The organism is Ruegeria faecimaris, assembly GCF_900182615.1.
Taxonomy (GTDB): domain Bacteria; phylum Pseudomonadota; class Alphaproteobacteria; order Rhodobacterales; family Rhodobacteraceae; genus Ruegeria; species Ruegeria faecimaris.
Genome location: NZ_FXTE01000012.1, coordinates 32,158 through 51,959, shown reverse-complemented (window position 1 = coordinate 51,959; position 19,802 = coordinate 32,158). Strand labels below are relative to the sequence as shown.

Annotated in this window: 17 protein-coding genes and 1 tRNA gene; 9 read left to right on the top strand and 9 right to left on the bottom strand. The window is 56.2% G+C overall.

Annotated features, from left to right (window positions below; translation table 11 throughout):
• Positions 1-18: 18 nt before the first annotated feature.
• Complete coding sequence (locus FN806_RS16070; RefSeq protein ID WP_142638980.1) at positions 19-1,182, bottom strand: ABC transporter substrate-binding protein; 1,164 nt, start codon at positions 1,180-1,182, stop codon at positions 19-21.
• Positions 1,183-1,216: 34 nt separating this feature from the next.
• Positions 1,217-2,317, bottom strand: coding sequence for an ABC transporter ATP-binding protein (locus FN806_RS16065; protein ID WP_246097278.1), 1,101 nt, complete (start codon positions 2,315-2,317; stop codon positions 1,217-1,219).
• A 165-nt stretch (positions 2,318-2,482) separates the two neighbouring features.
• Between FN806_RS16065 and FN806_RS16060 the strand changes: the two genes are divergently transcribed.
• Both FN806_RS16060 and FN806_RS16055 read left to right on the top strand, forming a co-directional pair.
• Entirely contained in the window at positions 2,483-3,238 is a 756-nt protein-coding gene (locus FN806_RS16060; RefSeq protein ID WP_246097276.1) for a helix-turn-helix transcriptional regulator, read from the top strand.
• Between the two features lie 247 nt (positions 3,239-3,485).
• The gene (locus FN806_RS16055; RefSeq protein ID WP_142638976.1) at positions 3,486-4,037 is read left to right on the top strand and encodes a primase-helicase family protein; all 552 of its coding nucleotides are present in this window, start codon (positions 3,486-3,488) and stop codon (positions 4,035-4,037) included.
• 254 nt (positions 4,038-4,291) lie between these two features.
• Here FN806_RS16055 and FN806_RS16050 read toward each other — a convergent pair.
• Positions 4,292-4,366: transfer RNA gene (locus FN806_RS16050), tRNA-Gln, on the bottom strand.
• A gap of 438 nt (positions 4,367-4,804) precedes the next feature.
• Positions 4,805-5,326: an SH3 domain-containing protein gene (locus FN806_RS16045; protein WP_142638974.1), complete on the bottom strand. Its 522-nt coding sequence runs from the start codon at positions 5,324-5,326 to the stop codon at positions 4,805-4,807.
• 137 nt (positions 5,327-5,463) lie between these two features.
• Between FN806_RS16045 and FN806_RS16040 the strand changes: the two genes are divergently transcribed.
• From FN806_RS16040 to FN806_RS16020, 5 genes are all read left to right on the top strand, one after another.
• Positions 5,464-6,450 carry a 2-hydroxyacid dehydrogenase gene (locus FN806_RS16040; protein ID WP_142638972.1) on the top strand — a complete coding sequence of 329 codons (987 nt, stop codon included), beginning with the start codon at positions 5,464-5,466 and terminating at the stop codon, positions 6,448-6,450.
• Positions 6,451-6,501: 51 nt separating this feature from the next.
• Positions 6,502-8,295 (top strand): gamma-glutamyltransferase, encoded by a 1,794-nt coding sequence (gene ggt, locus FN806_RS16035; protein WP_142638970.1) that lies wholly within the window; start codon positions 6,502-6,504, stop codon positions 8,293-8,295.
• Between the two features lie 27 nt (positions 8,296-8,322).
• The gene (locus FN806_RS16030; protein ID WP_142638968.1) at positions 8,323-9,735 is read left to right on the top strand and encodes an FAD-binding oxidoreductase; all 1,413 of its coding nucleotides are present in this window, start codon (positions 8,323-8,325) and stop codon (positions 9,733-9,735) included.
• A 98-nt stretch (positions 9,736-9,833) separates the two neighbouring features.
• The gene (locus FN806_RS16025) at positions 9,834-11,180 is read left to right on the top strand and encodes a hypothetical protein (RefSeq protein WP_142638966.1); all 1,347 of its coding nucleotides are present in this window, start codon (positions 9,834-9,836) and stop codon (positions 11,178-11,180) included.
• Positions 11,181-11,321: 141 nt separating this feature from the next.
• Complete coding sequence (locus FN806_RS16020; protein WP_142638964.1) at positions 11,322-13,829, top strand: GcvT family protein; 2,508 nt, start codon at positions 11,322-11,324, stop codon at positions 13,827-13,829.
• 65 nt (positions 13,830-13,894) lie between these two features.
• On the opposite strand, the gene FN806_RS16015 is transcribed toward FN806_RS16020, so the two are convergent.
• The 3 genes from FN806_RS16015 to FN806_RS16005 all read right to left on the bottom strand — a co-directional run bounded on the left by FN806_RS16015 (position 13,895) and on the right by FN806_RS16005 (position 16,016).
• A complete protein-coding gene (locus FN806_RS16015; protein WP_142638962.1) occupies positions 13,895-14,230 on the bottom strand; it encodes a carboxymuconolactone decarboxylase family protein in 336 nt (111 codons plus the stop codon).
• Positions 14,231-14,298: 68 nt separating this feature from the next.
• Positions 14,299-14,952, bottom strand: a complete 654-nt coding sequence (locus FN806_RS16010) for a DUF938 domain-containing protein (protein ID WP_142638960.1) — start codon at positions 14,950-14,952, stop codon at positions 14,299-14,301.
• Positions 14,949-16,016 carry an NAD(P)/FAD-dependent oxidoreductase gene (locus FN806_RS16005; RefSeq protein ID WP_142638958.1) on the bottom strand — a complete coding sequence of 356 codons (1,068 nt, stop codon included), beginning with the start codon at positions 16,014-16,016 and terminating at the stop codon, positions 14,949-14,951. Before FN806_RS16005 ends, FN806_RS16010 begins: the two co-directional genes overlap by 4 nt.
• A gap of 145 nt (positions 16,017-16,161) precedes the next feature.
• Between FN806_RS16005 and FN806_RS16000 the strand changes: the two genes are divergently transcribed.
• Both FN806_RS16000 and FN806_RS15995 read left to right on the top strand, forming a co-directional pair.
• A complete protein-coding gene (locus FN806_RS16000) occupies positions 16,162-16,566 on the top strand; it encodes a hypothetical protein (protein WP_142638956.1) in 405 nt (134 codons plus the stop codon).
• Between the two features lie 3 nt (positions 16,567-16,569).
• Positions 16,570-17,802 carry an HlyD family secretion protein gene (locus FN806_RS15995; protein ID WP_142638954.1) on the top strand — a complete coding sequence of 411 codons (1,233 nt, stop codon included), beginning with the start codon at positions 16,570-16,572 and terminating at the stop codon, positions 17,800-17,802.
• Between the two features lie 15 nt (positions 17,803-17,817).
• Here the strand turns inward: FN806_RS15995 and FN806_RS15990 are convergent, their stop codons facing one another.
• Both FN806_RS15990 and FN806_RS15985 read right to left on the bottom strand, forming a co-directional pair.
• Positions 17,818-18,576 (bottom strand): nuclear transport factor 2 family protein, encoded by a 759-nt coding sequence (locus FN806_RS15990; protein WP_142638952.1) that lies wholly within the window; start codon positions 18,574-18,576, stop codon positions 17,818-17,820.
• A 145-nt stretch (positions 18,577-18,721) separates the two neighbouring features.
• The gene (locus tag FN806_RS15985) at positions 18,722-19,795 is read right to left on the bottom strand and encodes a BMP family ABC transporter substrate-binding protein (RefSeq protein WP_142638951.1); all 1,074 of its coding nucleotides are present in this window, start codon (positions 19,793-19,795) and stop codon (positions 18,722-18,724) included.
• Between the last annotated feature and the right edge of the window lie 7 nt (positions 19,796-19,802).

The following is a 19,802-nucleotide window of genomic DNA, read 5'->3' as shown; positions in this document are numbered from 1 at the left end:
TATTGGCGGCCTTGCCGCTTAGGCCGACTTGAAGCGGGCGAGCAACTCGGCACGGTTTGGATCGGTTAGCGTAGCCGCCGCGCCGAACTCGAGCGCACTCAGAAGGTCAGCTGCCGGATAAAGGATCGGATCTTCCAGCAATTCCTTCGGCAGCAACGCATTGGTGCGAGCATCAGCCGATGGATAGCCATGAGCGAGGACTTCTTTCGCATTAACTTCCGGGTTCAGCAGGAAGTCGATCAAGGCATAAGCGGCATCCATATGGGGTGCGCCCTTAGGAATAGCGTAGTAGTCGGACCAGAGTTCACCGCCCTCAGCTCCCAGAACGTAGGCGATTTCAGGCATGTCGACATTCATCTGCTTGCCGTCACCTGTCCAGCACATCGTCATCCAGGCGTCACCGTTACGCATCGGTGGCTGATAGTCCGACGAGATTGCAAACAGATGCGGTTTAGCATCCAGCAACAATTTCTCGGCATCGGCCAGTTCCTTCTCATCGACCGAGTTGAAGGAGTAGCCGAAGTATTTCAGGGCATTACCGATGGTGGTGAGTTGGTAATCATGCACCATTGTCCGACCTGAGTAACCTTCCATAGTAAGGTCCCAGAACTCTTTCCATGTGGTTGGAGTCGGAGCGCCGTCAAGCTTGCTAGTATTCACTGCAAAGCCGGTCGTGCCCCAGTTTTTCGGCACCGCGTAAAGTTGGCCATCGACAGAGCCGGCATCCGAAAAGCGTTGTTCGAATGAACCTGCGTCGTAGTTTGGCAGTTTGGACGTATCGAGCGGGATGATCAGATCTTCGCCCACATACGTAGTGATCGTGTAGTTCGTCGGTACGAAAACGTCCCAACCAGACCCACCTGCCTGCAGTTTTGCCAACATCTCTTCGTTCGAGCCAAAAACATTGACCTGAACATGAGCGCCAGTGGCTTCCGTGAAGGCTTCGAAGTTCATCTCGTCATGGTAGTTCGGCCACGTGGCGAGGATCACTCGGTCGCCAATGTCTCCGGCAGCAAATGCCGGGCGTGGACGCAACCCAGGCATAGCCGTGCCCAGAACGGCCGTTGCCATCCCAAGACCTGTCACGCCCAAAAAATGTCGCCGTGTGACGGAACCCTTTTGGTACCGGCGAAGCTCTTCCATGAACTTTTGCTTGGAAATAGTCCCATTATCCTTGGTCATTGTGAACCTCTCTGTTGTTGGATTGCGGGATTTGTTAATTTTCCAGGATCAGCAGTGCGCCTTCGCCCCATGAAACAAAGGCCTGCTCTCCCGCATTGAACGTCCCCTCGTTCAATTCCGCTTGCCTTGGCACAAGTACGTGGAAATCACCCAGTGCTTCGTTGCGCGCAAGGTATTCTGTGTGCTCCCCAAGGAAGATCCGATTTTGAATGGTAACTGGCAGAGCGATTTCAGCTGCGGGTAGCGCGCGGGTCAGCGTGATCTGTTCAGGACGGATACTGACGCACACTACCTGCCCTACATCGATTGGGATCTCCGGAGTTCCGTGCACCTTTTGGCCACTCGCTAAACGCACAGTGATTTGCTCGGCTGCTGCGTCAGTTACGGTTGCATCAAAGAAATTCGAGGTGCCTACAAATCCTGCCACATAGCGGCTGCGGGGCATGTCATAGAGTTCACGTGGGCTGCCTACCTGCACAATACTGCCGCCTTCCATCACACAAATTCGGTCGGACATTGAAAGCGCTTCTTCTTGGTCGTGCGTGACGAGGACAAAAGTTATTCCTAGTTGTCGTTGCAGGTTCTGCAGTTCAAACTGCATTTCTTTTCGAAGCTTTCGATCCAGAGCAGCCATTGGTTCATCGAGCAGCAAAAGCTTGGGCTCGTTTACGATCGCACGCGCCAAAGCGACGCGTTGCTGCTGACCACCAGACATCTCCCAGATGCGACGTGGGCCAAATCCACCAAGACGGACAGTTTCCAGCGCTTGCTCAACCTTTGTAGCGATTGTTTGTTTGTCTACGCGTGGTCGTTGTTGGCGCAGGCCGTACGCGATGTTGTCGAACACACTCAGGTGAGGAAAAAGAGCGTAGTGCTGAAACACCATGTTGACTGGGCGATGGTGCGCATCCAAGTCGTTGACGACTTCTCCATCGAGCAACACCTGACCTTCGGTTGGCTTCTCGAAACCTGCCAGCATTCTAAGTGCAGTGGTTTTGCCGCAACCAGATGGGCCTAAGAATGACAGGAACTCTCCTTTCCCAATGGAAAGATTCAGGTCTTTGGCAGCGACCACATTCCCGAAGGTCTTGGTCACTCCTCGGAGTTCCGCAATCGTCTGCATGGTGACGCTCATGTCAAAGCTCATATACTGCCGTTTTCCTTTTGCTTGATTTTTTGGCATTTACTGGCATACCACTCAAACAAGGAAAAAGTAACAATAACTCGGAATAACTGTATATACCACAATTGGGGTATAGGGGTGCTTTTCGAAAATCTGGAGCTGCGTGTGTACGATTGGATGGAGGAGGCCGGCAGGGTCGTGGAGAAGATCGGAACCCCAGAGTTTCCCTGTGTTTTAGCAGATGGCTTACGGCAGGTCGCGCCATTCGATTTTACTGTAGTGTTTGGCCATGTCGGAACCGAAGCACCAATAGACCTTCACGACGATTTCCCCAAAAGCAAACGGCGTATTTTTGTTGAGGACTACCAAGCCGGGCCCTACGTACTTGATCCATTTTTTTTGGCCGCGACAAAACCGATAACACCGGGTCTGTACCGCATGCGCGATATCGCACCGGACAGGTTCTATCAGGGCGAATACTATCGCAGCTATTACAAAAGGACTGGGTTAGCAGAGGAGATTGGCTACTTTATAGATATCCCAGGCGCTGGGATGGTTGTGGTCTCGCTCATGCGAGCAGAGAAGCCTTTTTCCGCCAAGGAAATTCGCCATTTGCACGCTCTATGGCCGCTCGTTCGGGCAGCCTGTTGCAAACATTGGAGTGACTTTCCATCGATGGCCCGCGGCGCCGCAGCGAATGGCGTTAGTCGTCGCGTCGATCTAGCATTCCAGGCATTTGGCGATGGCGTTCTGACACCACGAGAACGAGAAGTTGTTGAGTTCACATTGAAGGGCCATTCGGCAGAAGCTGTCGGCACAATTCTCGGCATCTCTCCAGGCACAGTCCGCATCCACAGACGCAACATTTACGCGAAACTTAGGATCAATTCGCAGGGTGAGCTTTTTTCAAAGTTCATTGAAAAGGCACTTTAAAAGGTTCCTTGAACACCCACTTTGTCCGTATTGTCGACCTTGCTACCGTGTGATCCGGAACGCCCCAACTCTACCTGAGGCGGCAACTGATATCGAAAAGGACGTGACATTACTTGCTCGGCAGATCAGCAAGTGGGTTGTCCGCTATAAAAATCAGTTCTATCTACCTGAACGTCCCTCACATCCTCTGTCGCAGGCGGAGGCCAAACGTATCTGCTTGGGTAGGATGCGGAGCAACTACCCCACGATGGAGTTTACTCCAGGCCATGTGCGAGCGGTGTTTCAGCGGGCTTTCGAAGAAATCCACGATGATCCTAGCCAGAATGTTCGGATATGGAACGGAACTACGAAATGCCGCCCCGACATCAAAGAGCCGATCATACCTGAGGGCGATACAGTTGCTCTCAACGCTTGGAATGAACCGGCCTATCGCGACCTTGCAGTGGCCGACGCTGATACGACTATGTTCGATCGGTTTCTTGAGCGTATCTTCGGCCACGAGGCTGACCGCCGCGTCGTCAAGGATTGGGTTTCGTGGGGTCTTCAGAATGAGGCTGAGAAACTAGCTTGGGCTTTGTTCTTTTACTCCCGATATAAAGGGACAGGTAAATGCACCCTCTGCACCCTGATCACCAAGCTGTTCGGGGAAGAAAACTCGATCACGCAAAACAGCGTTGCCAAGCTGACCGGGAAGTTCAACAAGCCGATTCTGGACAGTAAGCTTGTGGTATCAGAGGAACTTCAACTGAAGCCGGATTCAGGTCGCTGGTGGACGGGTGAGAGGTTCGGTTGGTTATGACCGCCGTGATAACCTTGAGGATGAGCGTGACCGGCAGGCGAACGGGGTCGATTGGGATATGCTATAGACCTGTGGCTATGCAGAAACCTCGACTTCGGAACAGCTAACCCGTTCCTCCCGCAACGTGGGAGGGGCACCCCCGCAGAACCCGCTATGATTGTTAACGGGTGGTTCGGGTGGCTGGGGCATAAACGGGGGCATTTCTCGGAGGGTTTAGCCCCAAGAGCCTGTTGTCGTTCTATGATCTGATGAACTGGCTGGGGTGGTAGGATTCGAACCTACGATACACAGTACCAAAAACTGCTGCCTTACCACTTGGCTACACCCCAACGGTGAGGCGCTATCTACGATTGTTGTTGGTAGGGTTCAAGAGCTTTCAGGCAAAAAAATTAGGCCAGTTATAAAAAAAATTCAGAGCATCTTTCACGGGTCATGTTAGCAGCACCTCTTCCTGCCCGAAGGTGTTGAACATGGTTTGACGGCAACGGCTGTGAATTGGCTCTTCCGCCAAAGAAGCATGACTCTGCGGACAGATGTTGAACGGCTGGGCCGGGCGAGGATTCGTCTGGCAGGCGGACAGGAAGCAGGTTTTCGATTGGTTTAACGAGGGCGAGTGGCAGTCGCGAATGTGGTCTTTCTGGCGCTGCACCCCTTTGTTGCGCCTCCTGCTTACGTAGGGCCGCCCAATGCCGAAGCAGATAACAAGAATAAGCAAGTTCGAGAGTGGCGGATCGGGAACTTCATTGCCGGTTGCTCTGAGATCAGCGCTACTCGCGAATCTCTGAGGGATCGACGCCCCAAAGGTTGGATTTCAGGGCCCAGCCACGATATCCACCTGCAGAGATGCGACACCACTCGATCGTGCAGGTTCCAAGCCGCGCGACAACGCCGGTTTCAAACCGCGCACTGACCTGCGAGTTTGGGTCCGGGTTGGAATAGACCGGCAGCAAGTCGGATTCGATCAGTACTGTGCGCACGCCAGACAACAAGGCGTAATGGACCCAACCCCCTGCGCCATCGCGGTCCTGAACCTTTCTCCAGTTGCCATATTCCGCCGTCACCTGCAAAGGCATCCCGCGCCGTTTGAACACCCAGTCGATTCGATGCGACAGGGATGGTCCTCTGCGCACGTTTCCCTCGGCCGCTTTCATGGAAACATACCGTGGCAAAGGCAGATTCGTGACCTGGCCGCGCTTATCCTGTGCGCTGGCCACAAAGGGACCAAGCACAAGCAAAATTACTGAAAAAAGCGCCAGAATCCGGCGATTTACTGGTAGGAGAACACTCACTGACAGTCTGCTCTTATGCCTGTTAATTTTGCTTCGAAAAAAGGTTGGATCAATGCCCAGGGGTTCTTGTGCCCCGCCTTATCCTGCGCCACGATGCCATGACGCGCGAAAGTTTGCAAAGCAGTGGGAGTACACAGGTGCCTAGAGAACGTCTGAGTGTTGTCGTTACGCGACGGTTGCCCGAGGCTGTTGAAACCCGATTGAGCGAGCTTTTCGATGTCCGGTTGCGTGCGGACGACGCACCCATGACCCGAGAAGAGCTTGTAGCGGCCGTACAAGAAGCGGATGTACTTGTACCAACGGTTACAGACTCGATTGATGGCGGGTTGCTGGGGCAGGCGGGTGAAAGGCTGCGACTGATCGCCAACTATGGGGCAGGGGTTGACAATATCGATGTCGCAACCGCCCGTCAGCGCGGCATCCTTGTGTCGAATACGCCCGGTGTGCTGACCGACGATACTGCGGATATGACCATGGCGCTGATATTGGCCGTGACCCGCCGCATCCCCGAGGGGCTGTCCGTCATGCAAAAGGGGGACTGGCAAGGATGGTCACCCAACGCGTTGCTGGGTGGGCGGATCGGTGGGCGGCGTCTTGGCATTTTGGGGATGGGCCGGATTGGTCAGGCGGTTGCCCGTCGTGCCAGTGCCTTCGGAATGCAGATACATTACCACAACCGTCGTAGGTTGAGGCCGGAGACAGAGCAAGAGCTTGAGGCGACCTTTTGGGAAAGCCTTGATCAGATGGTCGCGCGGATGGATGTGATCTCGGTCAACTGCCCGTCTACGCCTTCGACTTTCCACCTGATGAATGCCCGGCGGCTAAAGCTGATGAAGCCCAGTGCAGTGCTCGTCAATACGTCACGTGGCGAAGTGGTCGATGAAAACGCGCTAACCCGCCAAATCCGGTCAGGCGATATCGCAGGTGCAGGTCTTGACGTTTATGAACACGGAACGAAGGTGAACCCTCGCCTACGGCAGTTGCCGAACGTGGTTCTGTTGCCGCATATGGGATCTGCCACGCTTGAGGGGCGGATCGAAATGGGCGAAAAAGTTATCATAAATATCAAGACATTCGAAGACGGCCACCGACCACCGGACCAGGTTGTTCCGTCCATGTTATAGTACGCGGCTTGGTGGCCGGACGATACAAAGTCAATTTTTCAGGAGGATACTATGAAACGAAGTCTGATTTCGGGATTGCTTTTGGCAACCATGACCTTTGCCGGGCCGTTGGCCTCTCAGGAAGCTGCGGATGCAGTTGCACCCGAGGGTGGTACTGACGGGCAGGTTCAAGGCCTGACCGCAGAAGTCATAGCCTCACTCGAAGCGAAATTGGCCGGTGAACCCGTGACGTCGCAGAACTGGATGGTGGCCGCGGCCAACCCTCTGGCGGTTGAGGCCGGGGCCAAGGTGCTGCGGGCAGGCGGTTCGGCGGCTGATGCGATGGTTGCCGTGCAGGTTGTACTTGGTTTGGTCGAGCCGCAATCCTCAGGCCTTGGTGGTGGTGCATTTCTGGTCTGGTATGATGCGGCCTCTGGCAAGTTGACAACACTGGACGGACGTGAATCCGCCCCGCTTGAGGCCACCCATCGTCTGTTTCAGGACGAGAATGGCGAACCGCTGAAATTCTTTGATGCGGTTGTCGGAGGACTTTCCGTCGGCACACCCGGCACCCCGGCTTTGTTGGAAGAGGCGCATCGCCGCTGGGGCCGCAGCCCGTGGCCCGGCCTGTTTTCTGACGGCATTAATTTGGCTGATGAGGGTTTTTTGGTTTCCCCTCGATTGGCCAGCCTTGTTGAGAATGACGCGGAACGCCTGTCGCGATTTCCCGAGACAGCCGCGTATTTCCTGCCGGATGGACAGCCGCTTGCACAGGGGCAGCGGTTGACGAACCAGGCCTATGCGGAAACGCTGCGCATCATGGCTGCGGAAGGATCAGCTGGATTCTACGGAGGAGAGATTGCCGCCGGGATCGTCAGCGCGGTTCGCAACGCGCCTGGGAATCCGGGCGTGCTGTCTGGTACAGATCTGGCGCTTTATCAGGTCATCGAACGTGACCCCGTCTGCGCCACCTACCGCGTTTATGAAGTCTGCGGAATGGGCCCGCCATCCTCAGGGGCGCTGACGGTCGGGCAGATTCTGGGCATGTTGAACGGCTATGATCTGGCAGCGTCAGGCCCCGAAGATATCAGATCCTGGCGGCTGATCGGGGATGCTTCGCGTTTGGCTTTTGCCGACCGTGGGCGCTATATGGCTGACCATGATTTTGTCCCGATGCCGACACAGGGGCTGGTCGATCCTGCCTATTTGTCCGAACGGGGCGCGTTGCTGAGCGGTGAGGCCGCATTGATCGACGCCGGTCCGGGGAATCCCGAATTTGACCATGCCTCGAACTGGGCGGATGATATCTCGCTGGAACTTCCGTCGACCTCGCATATTTCGATCGTGGACCAGTATGGCAATGTGCTGTCCATGACCACGACGATCGAAAACGGCTTTGGATCGCGGCTGATGACCAACGGGTTCCTGTTGAACAATGAGCTGACGGATTTCTCGTTCAAAACCCACAGCGATGGCGTTCCGATTGCCAACCGTCTGGAACCGGGCAAACGCCCGCGCTCATCCATGAGCCCGACCATTGTGATGCAGGACGGTGCACCGGTTCTGGCCATCGGATCGCCGGGTGGAAGCCGGATTATCGGCTATGTTGCCAAGTCGATCATCGCCTGGGCAGATTGGGATATGGATGTGCAACAGGCCTTGGCACTGCCGCATCTGGTCAATCGTTTCGGAACGTTCGACGTGGAACAGGGCACCGGGGCCGAAGGGCTTTCGGATGCGCTGACCGAACTTGGCTATGAGGTCAACGCACGTGATCTGACATCAGGTCTTCATGCCATCGAGATCGGGGACATGCTGACAGGCGGTGCCGATCCGCGACGTGAGGGCATTGCGCTGGGCGAATAGTCTAGCGGCCAGTCAGAAAGGGAAAGCATGGTGCAAGCAAAGTCGCTTCGGCGAAACGAGGCGGGGATTGAAACGGTCGTCGGCATTCTGAAACAGCAATTCGGCGACCGTTTGCAAACGGGTCAGGCGATCCGCGAGCAGCACGGGCATACGACCACATGGATCGAAAACCAGCCCCCTGATGCAGTGGTGTTTCCGCATTCGACCCAGGAAGTCTCGGAAATCGTCAAGGCCTGCGCCACGCATAAGGCCCCTGTGATTGCCTTTGGCACCGGAACCTCGCTGGAAGGGCATGTGAACGCGCCAGCCGGTGGCATTTCGGTTGATCTGTCTCAGATGAACAAGGTACTGGCCGTTCATTCCGGTGATTTGGATTGTGTCGTGCAACCAGGTGTAACGCGAGAGGAGCTGAACACTCATCTGCGTGATCAGGGTCTGTTCTTTCCGATTGATCCCGGTGCGAACGCCTCGCTGGGCGGTATGGCGGCGACCCGTGCCTCGGGAACCAATGCGGTGCGCTATGGCACGATGAAGGACAATATCCTTAGCCTTGAGGCCGTGATGCCGGACGGGCAAATCATCCGGACCGGGCAGCGGGCCAGAAAGTCGTCGGCCGGGTATGACTTGACCCGCCTGATGGTAGGCGCAGAGGGCACGCTGGGCATCATCACAGAACTCACTCTGCGTCTGCAAGGCATCCCCGAAGCGATCACCTCGGCGCGTTGTGTTTTTCCTTCTGTCGACGCGGCATGTCAGGCTGTAATGATGACGATCCAGTACGGCGTTCCCGTGGCCCGGATCGAGTTGTTGGACGAGGTGTCGGTGAAGGCCGCAAACGCCTATTCGGGACTGGCCTTACCGGAAACCCCGCTTTTGCTATTGGAGTTTCATGGATCGACTGGTGGTGCGGTCGAGCAGGCTGAGACATTTGGTCAGATCGCCGAAGAGTTCGGCGGCACAGATTTCGCGGCCACTTCGACAACCGAAGAACGCAACAAACTCTGGCAGGCACGCCATGATATGTATTGGGCCAGCTTGCAGTTGCGCCCCGGTGCGCGGGGCATATCAACCGATGTTTGCGTACCGATCTCGCGACTGGCAGAATGCGTGACTGCGACCCGGAACAAGGCCAAGGAACTTGAGCTTTTGGCGCCGATTGTCGGGCATGTAGGGGACGGTAATTTTCACACCTTGCTGTTGATCGATATGGAAAACGCCGACGAAGTGGCCAAGGCGGACGGGTTTGTTGGGTGGTTGAATGACCTTGCGATCGAGATGGAGGGAACCTGTACCGGGGAACATGGGATCGGGCAAGGAAAGCGGTCATACCTGGCCAAGGAGCTAGGGGCAGCGCTGACCTTTATGGAGGCGGTGAAAAAGGCGCTTGATCCCGACAATATCATGAACCCGGGAAAAATATTTCCGGCTCGGGACGGGTAAAAAACCGCGCGGATTATTCCGTATCTAGGCCACAAGGATGCCTCAATTTTCAAAGATTCTGCGCGAAATAAGCAGTGAATGAATATTGAGGTAATTTGATGGACGCGTTGCGGCTGATCGGGTTTGCGCTGATTGTTGGATTGGTTGTCGCCGGGCTGGATTACTACCAGCAGGATAAGAAACACGAAGGTACGCTGTCGGCAAACGGCTATGTGGAAACGCTCAAAACGCGGTTCGCCCTTTATCATGAAGAACTGGATGCCGAAGCGGCAGAACGCGACCGCCAGAAGCGTTGGCGCGCAGGGGGCAAGCCCTATATGCCGGTCCCGGATTCAGAGCTTTCGCGTCGGGCAATAATGGACAGTGACTTCACGCTCGATGCGCGTGAAGGGGGGGGCTTGAAATCAGTCAGTGAGGCCGCGCGCCCGCTTGCCAGTAAGGTGGCGGTTCAAAAAGCTGAAATACAGGCTAAAAAACTGGATAAGCTAAGCTGGGTTTATGAAAAAGCTGGTCACACTTACTGGATTGAGATCAAACTGCGGCAGGAGGCTTCCGCGGATTCACTTGCGGGCAATATCGCAAGATCGATCGACTCGATGGATTTCGGTGCCAGCAACTATGCTCCGTTCGGTGTGATCGGGGGCGTTGCCTATTTTCAGTTCGTCGAAGCAGAGTACAGCCCGATCCATCTCGATGTCCGTAAAGTCTGGTCGATGATCACTGCCAAAGTGACGGATCTGACACAGCCGGTTGGGTTCCAGATCTATACGGGCACCCTGGGTCTGGGTGAGGAAATCCGTGTTGAGATGTACACGGATGCCCCGGAGCAGGATGTGCGCATATTCCTCAGCCAGCTTGACTATGATGGGATGAACGCGTTGCTTAGCCGGCCGGTGCCTGGTGTAGGAAACGAGGCGGTTACCGACCCCGATGGCGGCATTGAGCGCGCCTTGCAAATGGCCGAAGTCCGGGCCGAGTTCACCCGGCTGCGCAGCGAGATTGCTCAGTTGCGGATCGAAAACATCAACGGGTTGGCCTTGCTTGCCAATACAATGGCGGCACAACACGGGTTGCCATCTGATGCTTTCGATCTGACGGCAAACAATATCCAATCCCCGGATGATTTGATCCAGATCGGGTATCGCAAAGGGTTGGCTGGCCTGGAAATTGAAAACGCAGATGCGGATGGATCTGGCGGCAGTGTTTTTGGGCGACTTTTCGGGAAGCTAACGGGTGGGTCGGAAGAAAAAGAGGTCGAACCGAAAAGCTCGAGCGGTTTGTTCGGCGGCCTGAAGTCGTTTTTTAAAGGTTCAGAAACTGCCGATGCTTCTGGGAAACGTGTGAACGAAGCATCTGAGATTCGTGTGAACAAGGGTGGAGCAGGGTCTTCGGGCAAATGCGCCTTCAAAGATGCGCGCAAGACCTGCTCGCTGTCTGGCGGCTGAGAAAGTTCAAAACTTTTAGGAAAAACGACCCCCAGATGTCTGAGGGTCGTTTTTTTTATATCACTGGTCGGATGAATGTCGCGCGGTGGGCGCTGATTGCGCCATATGGTGGCAACAGATTCCAAGGGGAGACACCCGGCTATGAAAACCCAAGTCAAAGCACTGGTCGTTGGCGGCGGCGCCGTCGGCACTTCGATTGCCTATCATCTGGCCAAGGCAGGCTGGGACGATGTCATGCTAATTGAGCGGGACGAACTGACATCAGGTTCGACCTGGCATGCGGCGGGTTTGCTGCCGCTGTTCAACATGTCCTATGCGACCACGCATATCCACAAATACTCGGTCGATTTCTACAAGCAGCTTGAAGATGAGACCGGCCTGAACGCGGGTTTCGCCGTGGTTGGCAACCTGCGCATGGCGCAGACCCAGGAGCGCATGGACGAATACATGCTGTACGCGTCCACCGCCGAAACCTGTGACGTTGCCTATGAATGGCTGACTCCGGACCAGATTAAGGAACGCTGGCCGCTGATCGAGACCTCGGACCTGAAGGGCGCGATCTATCACACCGAGGACGGCTATATTAACCCAGCAGACGTGACACAGGCGATGGCCAAGGGTGCGCGTCAACGCGGTGTTGAGATCGTTCGCAAGCTGCAGGCCGATGCCTTCCATTGGAATGGCACTCATTGGGAAGTCACCTGCACCAAAATGGTCGAGAAGGGCGGTAACCTCATTCCGTCGGATGAGCAGGTGGTTATCACCGCCGAGCATGTCGTGACCGCATCGGGCAACCACGCACAGCGGACCGCGAAAATGCTGGGCATCAAGATGCCCGCGATCCCGGTCGAACACACCTTCATCGTCATGGACAAAGACCCTGAGCTGGTCAAATGGCGTGAAGCGGGCAACCCCGAACACCCTGTTGTCCGCGATGCCGACAACGAATCCTACGCACGCGAGGAACGCGGCGGCTGGATTTTGGGGATCTATGAACATGGTGCGCCGGCGCAGTTCGAACACGGCGTGCCGGACAGCTTCCGTGCTGATCTGTTCCCGCTCGATCTCGACCGGATTGCAGATCAGTATATGGCAATGGCCGAGCGCGTGCCGTCCTGTGCCGAATCCGGCCTGAAAGACGATTTCAACGGCCCGATCTGCTACACACCCGACGGTAACCCGCTGGTTGGACCCGCGCCGGGTCTGCGCAATATGTGGCTGGCCGAGGGCTTCAGCTTTGGTATCACCGCTGCGGGTGGCACCGGTTATTATCTGGCCCAGATGATGGTCGATGGAGAAGCCGAGATCGACATGGCCTCGCTGGACCCCAAACGCTATAGCAGCAACTGGATGACCACCGAGTTCGCGGCGCGCAAGAACGAAGAGTGCTATGAGCACGTCTATATCCTGCACCACCCCGATGAAGAACGTGCTGCCTGCCGCCCGCTGCGGACTGTTCCGGCCTATGACCGTCAGAAAGCGCGTGGCGCACAGTTTGGCTGGGTTAACGGCTGGGAGCGCCCGAACTATTTCGGTCCGCTGGATGCACCCGAAAACTTCGACCATGATGCCCGCTCGTTCCGCCGCGGTGGCTGGTGGCAGCATGCCGTTGACGAAGCAAAGGCGATCCGCGAAGGCGTTGGCCTGATCGACGCATCGGCCTTCACAAAGCATGTCGTCAAAGGCCCCGGTGCGACCCAGTTCCTGGATTGGTTCACCTGCAACAAGCTGCCCAAGGTCGGTCGTATCAACCTGACCTACGCGCTGACCTCGCACGGTACCACCCGCACCGAATACACCATCGTCCGTAACGGCGAGAACAACTACTACATCGTCTCTGCTGGTGCCTGGACTGAGTACGACGCCGATTACCTGCGCAAGGCGGCCGAGGACAAGATGGAGGAGTTCGGTTACATCGAGATCCAAGATGTGACCACTCAGTGGGGCGTTTTTGCCATCGCCGGACCCAAATCGCGGGACGTTCTGAAAGAGGTCATCAAAGACGCCGATCCGGAAACCGCACTGTCCAACAAGCGCTTCCCATGGCTGTCGGCCCGTCAGATCGAACTGGGCATGTGCCCGGTCAACGCGATCCGCGTGGCCTATACCGGTGAGCTGGGTTGGGAACTTCACCACCCGATTGAGATGCAGAACTACCTGTTCGACCTGCTGGAAAAAGCCGGTGAGAAGCATGGCATGAAGCTGGTTGGTGCCCGCGCCCAAAACTGGCTGCGTCAGGAGAAATCCTATCGCGCGTTTGGTACCGAACTGGGCCGCGACGCGACCCCGCTGGAAGCCGACCTGCCGCGCTTTGTCGATCTGTCCAAAGACTTCTATGGCAAGGCCAAGCTGGAAGAGACTGGCGTACGCGTGAAATGCTGCACCCTGCTGATCGACGGACCGGAGGATGCCGATCCGTGGGGCCGTGAAGTGCTGTATACGCCGGAAGGTGAACGCGTCGGTCGTCTGACCTCGGGCGGTTATTCGGTGGCCTTCGAGAAATCCATCGGCATGGGCTATGTGAAGCCCGATCTGGCGGTCGAAGGCACCAAGCTGAAGGTCAAGCTTCAGGACAAATTGTGGGATGCAGTCGTAACATGCGACAGCCCCTATGATCCGAAAAACGAGGTCATCCGCAAGGACGGCTGATCTGGATAAGAACGGCGGCACCTTTTTGGTGCCGCCTTCAAATGCCCGCAGCACGCGGGCTTTTTTCATGCACTCAGCTCGTCGAAGCAGTCCAGCGCCTTAGAGGCGTACATCATCGACGGCCCGCCCCCCATCTGAACCGCCATGGACAGAACGTCCGAAACCTCGTCACGTGACGCGCCGGCTTTGATCAAAGCTTCGGTGTGCAGCATGATACAGGGTTCGCATCGGTCCGCTATGGATATGCCAAGAGCGATGAATTCTTTGGTCTTGTAGTCCAGCGTTCCGCCTTGCTTGACCGCCGCGCCAAGCGCACCGAAGGCGCGGGCGGTATCAGGGATTGCGCCGTTCAAATTGCGAAGACCTTTTCGCGTGTCGTTGATCTTTTCCTGCCAGGGCATGCTACATTCCATTTAACATCGTGTGTTTGGAATATGTTTAGTTGGCCTCGGTCGGGCTTTGATCTGGATCAGGTGTCAGATTTTTCCACGATGAAGGCCAGGTTATTTGCAGGCATCTCCGCGACTTCCAGGATTTTCAGGTCGTGATTGGCCAAAAGCTCAGAAACGTCTCCGTCGTTTTTATATCCGATTTCAGCATCCTGCTGGACCAGAGCTGTATGAAATCGTTGATCCCCCGCGCTGGTCAGGCGATTGTTGCGCATGAAAGGACCATAAAGGATCAACCGGCCATTCGCGTTCAGTGCTTGCGCTGCCTCACCGACAAGCGTTTCCACTTCGGCCCAGCTGATCAGGTGCAAGAGATTGATCAGAACGATCAGATCCCTGCCGCCAAACGGCTGATGCCAACCCTCGATGGTTGCATCCAGAACTTCTGCTTTAGACACATTCGGCAGGCCCGCGGTGTAGGCATTGATGCTGGCCCGCCGTTCGGATTCAACCTCACTGGGTTGCCAATGCATGCCGGGGCGGCACTCGGCAAAGGCTGCGATGTGCTGACCGGTGCCACTTGCCAGTTCCAGCGCTTGTCCGGTCAAAGGGGCGAACTGGTCCAGAAGATCACACAAAGCCCCGACGTTACGGCTGGCTGCCGGAGCGACCAACTGACCGTTCTCTCCTACAGTCGCGACGCTGGCGTTGGAGGGTAACGGGCGCTTGTTCATCTGTGCAACCTGTCTGGTCTCAGAGAGGCGATGGTCGCCGTGTCCAGACTTGATTGGTTGCCGACTGTCAGATCCGCTACCAGTTGGGATGCAGCAGGGGCCGTCTGAAACCCGTAACCACCCTGACCGGCAGACCAGATAAACGTAGGATCGGTCGGATCGGGCCCCAAAACCAGGCTGCCATCCGGTGCGAAACTGCGCAAGCCCGCCCAGTTGGTTTCGACCCGTGTCACAGGCTCGGTGACCATTGCCTCGTACCGGGCCAAGCCCTCGGCCAGAACCATGTCATCGGCAAACGCATCATGGGCGGCGGTCGGATCGGCATCGGCAGGTGAGACCAGCAATTTGCCCGCGTCGGGTTTAGCATACCAGCTTTCGCCCGCACCCAACATCATGGGCCAGGCGCGCAAGTCATGCCCGCCGGGGGCCGGGATACGGGCCATTGAGCGGCGGCGCGGCTGGATACCAATCGGCGCGATACCGGCCATCGCCGCGATTTCGTCAACCCAGGCGCCGGCTGCATTGACGATGTGTCGTGCCTCAAAGCTCTCGGTGGCCTCGACGATCCAGTGCCTATGTTTGCGAATTGCCGTGACGCTTTGCCGGGTCAGAACGGATCCACCATTCCCACGGATCGTCCGGGCGAAATCCTGCATCATGCGGTCGGTATCTATATCTTGTTCACTGTCGCTGTGCGCCGCGAACCCGACGGTTTCGGGGTTCAGGATCGGGATAAGGGATTGTGCCGCGTCAAAGGAAATCTGTCGGCCGCCAAGTTGATCGGCATCCCGGTGAAACACATCGTGTTGGTCTTTCCCGCCGATCAGAACCCAGCCGCGTGGCGACAGATAGTCATTCGTCTCAAAATGTGCTGCGCTGGCAAAGTTGAGGGCAATAACAGCAGGCGGACCATAGGCGGGTGCAAACATAGCCGCGGACCGGCCTGATGCGTGATAGCCCAGCGCCTCTTCGCCTTCGAGCACGGTGACCTGGCCGCGCTCTGACAACCGCGCGCCCACGCTAAGCCCGGCAATACCGCCGCCGATAATCAGGAAATCTATCATGTCGCCCCTTTGCTGGCCGCAGTCGTGATTTTCTGACGTCGAATGCGTCGTGCACGACCGTAGAATTCTAATTGAGACTTTAAGCAGGGTTGAATTTGCGCATCAACCCATCCAAAGAAGTGGAAAGCAATTAGAGGAGGGCAGGGTGAGCACAGCAGATTTACACCCATTGGCCACGGGGCACATTCCGTCTTACGTGACCCAGGCGGATGGCAGCGATTTTCTTTTGACGGTCATGTTCATTTTCACGGTTGTGGTGATCATCCTGATCGGCGTTGGCTATTTCACCCTGCATTCGATCCCCGAAAAGCTCGCGCATGAATCCAACCACCCGCAGTTTCAGCTTGTGGGAATTCTTGCGCTGCTGGCTTTGTTCACTCATAACGGATTGTTCTGGATTGCAGCCATTCTGGTCGCCGGATTCCAGTTTCCCGACATAGGTGCGCCCTTGCGTGCCATTGCCGATGCGATCCGATCTTTAGCGCCGCAACCGCCTGCTGATCCCGATCCCGTTCCATCCCCCGAACCCGTCGCGCAGCAGGAGCAATAGGACATGCTTGAAACACTGATGTGCGCGCTGGTTACAGTGCTGCCTGATTATCTGTTCCGCCGCTTTGTGCAGGGAAAACGTATCGGGCACGAGATCACATTATTCACCATGTGGTACGAGCTGCGCTGGGGTCTGACAACCTGTGCCATTATGGCGCTGACCGTGATCACCACTCTGTTCTATTTTCACCCGGCCAGCAAAACTGCGGCCTCGTATTTCCGCACAGTAACGATCTTACCGCAACTGGGTGGGCGAGTGTCCGAGGTCTATGTCTCCAACAATCAACAGGTTGTTGCTGGGCAGCCAATCTTCCGGATCGAGGACTTTACTCAGACTGCAATGGTTGAGGCAGCGCATGCGCAGATCGCGCAAGTTCAGGCATCACTGAAAGTTGCGGAGACCGATCTGGCCGAGGCCGCCGCCGGGATCGCGGGCGCAAAAGCGGCGCTGGATCAGGCGCTAGAGGACTTGCAACGCAATACGACCCTGCGGGACGAAGGGTCAAGCGCCGTCCGCCTGGCCGAGATTGACCGGCTGGAAAACCTTGTCGCTGAACGAGAGGCCAAGCTGGTTGCGGCTGAATCGCAACGCGCTGCCGTCGTACAGCAAATCGAAGAGCTGATCCCGGCCCAACTGGCCAGCGCCAATGCGAACCTGGATGCTGCTTTGACCGAGCTGGACAAGACTGTGATCAACGCGGGTGTGACGGGGAGGATCGAACAGTTCGGCCTTCAGGTTGGCGATTACGTCAGTCCTCTGCTGCGTCCAGCAGGTATTCTTGTGCCGTCAAACTCCGGGCATGACCGCTTTCAGGCTGCGTTCAATCAGATGTCGGCGCAGGTTATCAAGCCCGGCATGGTCGGAGAGCTGGGCTGCATGACCAAGCCGTTCACGGTTATTCCGGTTGTGGTGGTCGAAGTTCAGGATGTGATCCCATCGGGACAAATTCGCCCGTCAGACGAGCTGAGAGACGTGCAGTCCAACAAGGTGCCGGGCTCGATCCTGGTTTATTTTGAACCGCTTTATAAGGGCATGGCGGATGATATCCCGCCCGGCAGCAACTGTCTGGCGAATGTCTACACCGATAACCACGAGCGGCTGGAGCATGAAGATTTGGGCTTTTGGCACTCTGCTTTCCTGCATGTGGTCGACACGATCGGCGTGGTTCATGCGGCGGGTCTGCGCCTGCGTTTGATCCTGATGCCGGTGAACACGCTGGTTCTGACTGGGCATTAACGGCCCTTACTTAGATCAAAATTTGCCGTTGTCATTCTTCCACTCGCTACGGGGCGCTATGGTTTCCATAGTGCCCCACTGCTCGACGATCACTCCGTCTGCGACCCGAAACAGATCATAAAAGCTGGTATGTTTTCCGTGACTGGCACCTTCGCTCATGCACAGGACGAAATTCCCTTCTGCCAGCACACGATGGACGCGGTGATACTGAACGATCAACTCCGCGTCTGATCTAGCTTCAAGCACCATGCGATAGGCGTCGATGCCGTCAACACCATCGGGATCGTGTTGTATCAGGTTCGCATCAACAAACGCCTTCATCCGCTCGGTTTTCCGGTCTATCAGGACCGTTTGCGAGAAGTTGTCGACCAATTCCCGGTTCTGTTCGGTTCTGTCAATATCCGTGATTTCAGTTGGCCCATCAAGCATGCCGCGTCCCGAAGCGTTTGGGCCGCGCAGGGGCTGAATGTTATCCCAGTGCTCAACAGCTTTGCTGTCTTCAAACCGAAAGACCTCGAACGCGGCCTTAACTTTGGCAAAATCATATTCGTTATGGGCAAAAGCGAATTCGCCATCTTCAAAAACGCGAACAAATTTAACCTTGGGATTTGTTTTCGACAGGCGGGCAAACAACGTGGCCAGCCCCTCGCTGCCTTCATGGGTCTGGGGATTGTGCTGGATGTATTTTTCTTCGTTGACGACGGCTGCGGCCTCGGCATCCCCGGTTTCGATACCTTTCAACAGTTTCTGCAGCAATTCGCGTTTTGAATTCATCTGGTCCTCGTTGATCGGTAGAGCCGCGGATCAATGTGCTTGGCGCTGGTTTCGGGCTATCGAAGATCAAGAGTGGCATAAAACAGGTGGCAAAATCAAAAAAGGCCCGCACATGGCGGGCCTTTCTGCGTTATCCTGTGCCGCCTTACTGCGGAATCTCACCTTGCAAGCCTTCGACATAGAAGTTCATGCCGGCCAGTGTACCGTCGTCTGCAGTCTCGCCTTCGGCCAGCCAGTCACTACCGTCCTGCTTTTTCAGCGGTCCGGTGAAGGGGTGGTATTCACCCGCGGCCATGGCCGCTTTCAGCGCCAGTGCCTCTGCTTTGACGTCAGCGGGAACCGCGTCCGAGATATCGCCGATTGCAACCATGCCTTCGCGGATGCCATCCCATGTATTGGCGCTTTCCCATGTGCCATCCATGACGGCCTGGGTCCGTGCAATATAGTAAGGCGCCCAGTCATCGATGATCGACGAGACGCGCGGGTACGGAGCGTATTCGCTCATGTCCGAGGCCTGGCCGAAAGTGATGACGTTGCCCGCCTCTTGCGCAGCTGCTTGCGGTGCGGTCGAGTCGGTGTGCTGCAGGATAACGTCCGCGCCCTGTTCGATCAGAACAGTGGCGGCATCTGCTTCTTTCGCCGGATCGAACCAAGTGTAGGCCCAGATGATCTTGAACTCGACATCCGGGTTGACCTTCTTGGCGTGGATATAGGCCGAGTTGATTCCGCGGACCACTTCGGGGATCGGATAGGACCCGATATAGCCAACAATGTTCGACTTGGTCATCTTGCCCGCGATATGACCCTGTACCGCACGACCTTCATAGAAACGTGCCGAATAAACCGAAACGTTGTCGGCTGTTTTATAGCCGGTCGCGTGTTCGAACTTCACGTTCGGGAATTTCTTGGCCACGTTGATGGTCGGATCCATGTATCCGAACGAGGTGGTAAAGATCAGGTCTGCACCTTCCAGCGCCATCTGGGTCATCACCCGCTCTGCATCCGGGCCTTCGGGCACGGATTCAACAAACACGGTTTCGACCTTGTCGCCGAACTCTTCTTCAACCGCCAGACGGCCCTTGTTATGTTCATAGGTCCAGCCGCCGTCGCCCACCGGGCCGACAAATACAAAGCCGACCTTGGTTTTGTCTTCAGCTATGGCAGTAGTTGCCAAACCCAGCGCCATGGCGGCGCTTGCCAGAAATGTAGTAATTTTCATGTGTTAC

Excerpts from the sequence above, each read along its gene's own strand:
- FN806_RS16070 (WP_142638980.1), bottom strand. The coding sequence starts at position 1,182 with ATGACCAAGGATAATGGGACTATTTCCAAGCAAAAGTTCATGGAAGAG.
- FN806_RS16065 (WP_246097278.1), bottom strand. The coding sequence starts at position 2,317 with ATGAGCGTCACCATGCAGACGATTGCGGAACTCCGAGGAGTGACCAAG.
- FN806_RS16060 (WP_246097276.1), top strand. The coding sequence starts at position 2,483 with ATGGAGGAGGCCGGCAGGGTCGTGGAGAAGATCGGAACCCCAGAGTTT.
- FN806_RS16055 (WP_142638976.1), top strand. The coding sequence starts at position 3,486 with ATGGAGTTTACTCCAGGCCATGTGCGAGCGGTGTTTCAGCGGGCTTTC.
- ggt (WP_142638970.1), top strand. The coding sequence starts at position 6,502 with ATGAAACGAAGTCTGATTTCGGGATTGCTTTTGGCAACCATGACCTTT.
- FN806_RS16030 (WP_142638968.1), top strand. The coding sequence starts at position 8,323 with ATGGTGCAAGCAAAGTCGCTTCGGCGAAACGAGGCGGGGATTGAAACG.
- FN806_RS16025 (WP_142638966.1), top strand. The coding sequence starts at position 9,834 with ATGGACGCGTTGCGGCTGATCGGGTTTGCGCTGATTGTTGGATTGGTT.
- FN806_RS16020 (WP_142638964.1), top strand. The coding sequence starts at position 11,322 with ATGAAAACCCAAGTCAAAGCACTGGTCGTTGGCGGCGGCGCCGTCGGC.
- FN806_RS16015 (WP_142638962.1), bottom strand. The coding sequence starts at position 14,230 with ATGCCCTGGCAGGAAAAGATCAACGACACGCGAAAAGGTCTTCGCAAT.
- FN806_RS16010 (WP_142638960.1), bottom strand. The coding sequence starts at position 14,952 with ATGAACAAGCGCCCGTTACCCTCCAACGCCAGCGTCGCGACTGTAGGA.
- FN806_RS16005 (WP_142638958.1), bottom strand. The coding sequence starts at position 16,016 with ATGATAGATTTCCTGATTATCGGCGGCGGTATTGCCGGGCTTAGCGTG.
- FN806_RS15995 (WP_142638954.1), top strand. The coding sequence starts at position 16,570 with ATGCTTGAAACACTGATGTGCGCGCTGGTTACAGTGCTGCCTGATTAT.
- FN806_RS15990 (WP_142638952.1), bottom strand. The coding sequence starts at position 18,576 with ATGAATTCAAAACGCGAATTGCTGCAGAAACTGTTGAAAGGTATCGAA.
- FN806_RS15985 (WP_142638951.1), bottom strand. The coding sequence starts at position 19,795 with ATGAAAATTACTACATTTCTGGCAAGCGCCGCCATGGCGCTGGGTTTG.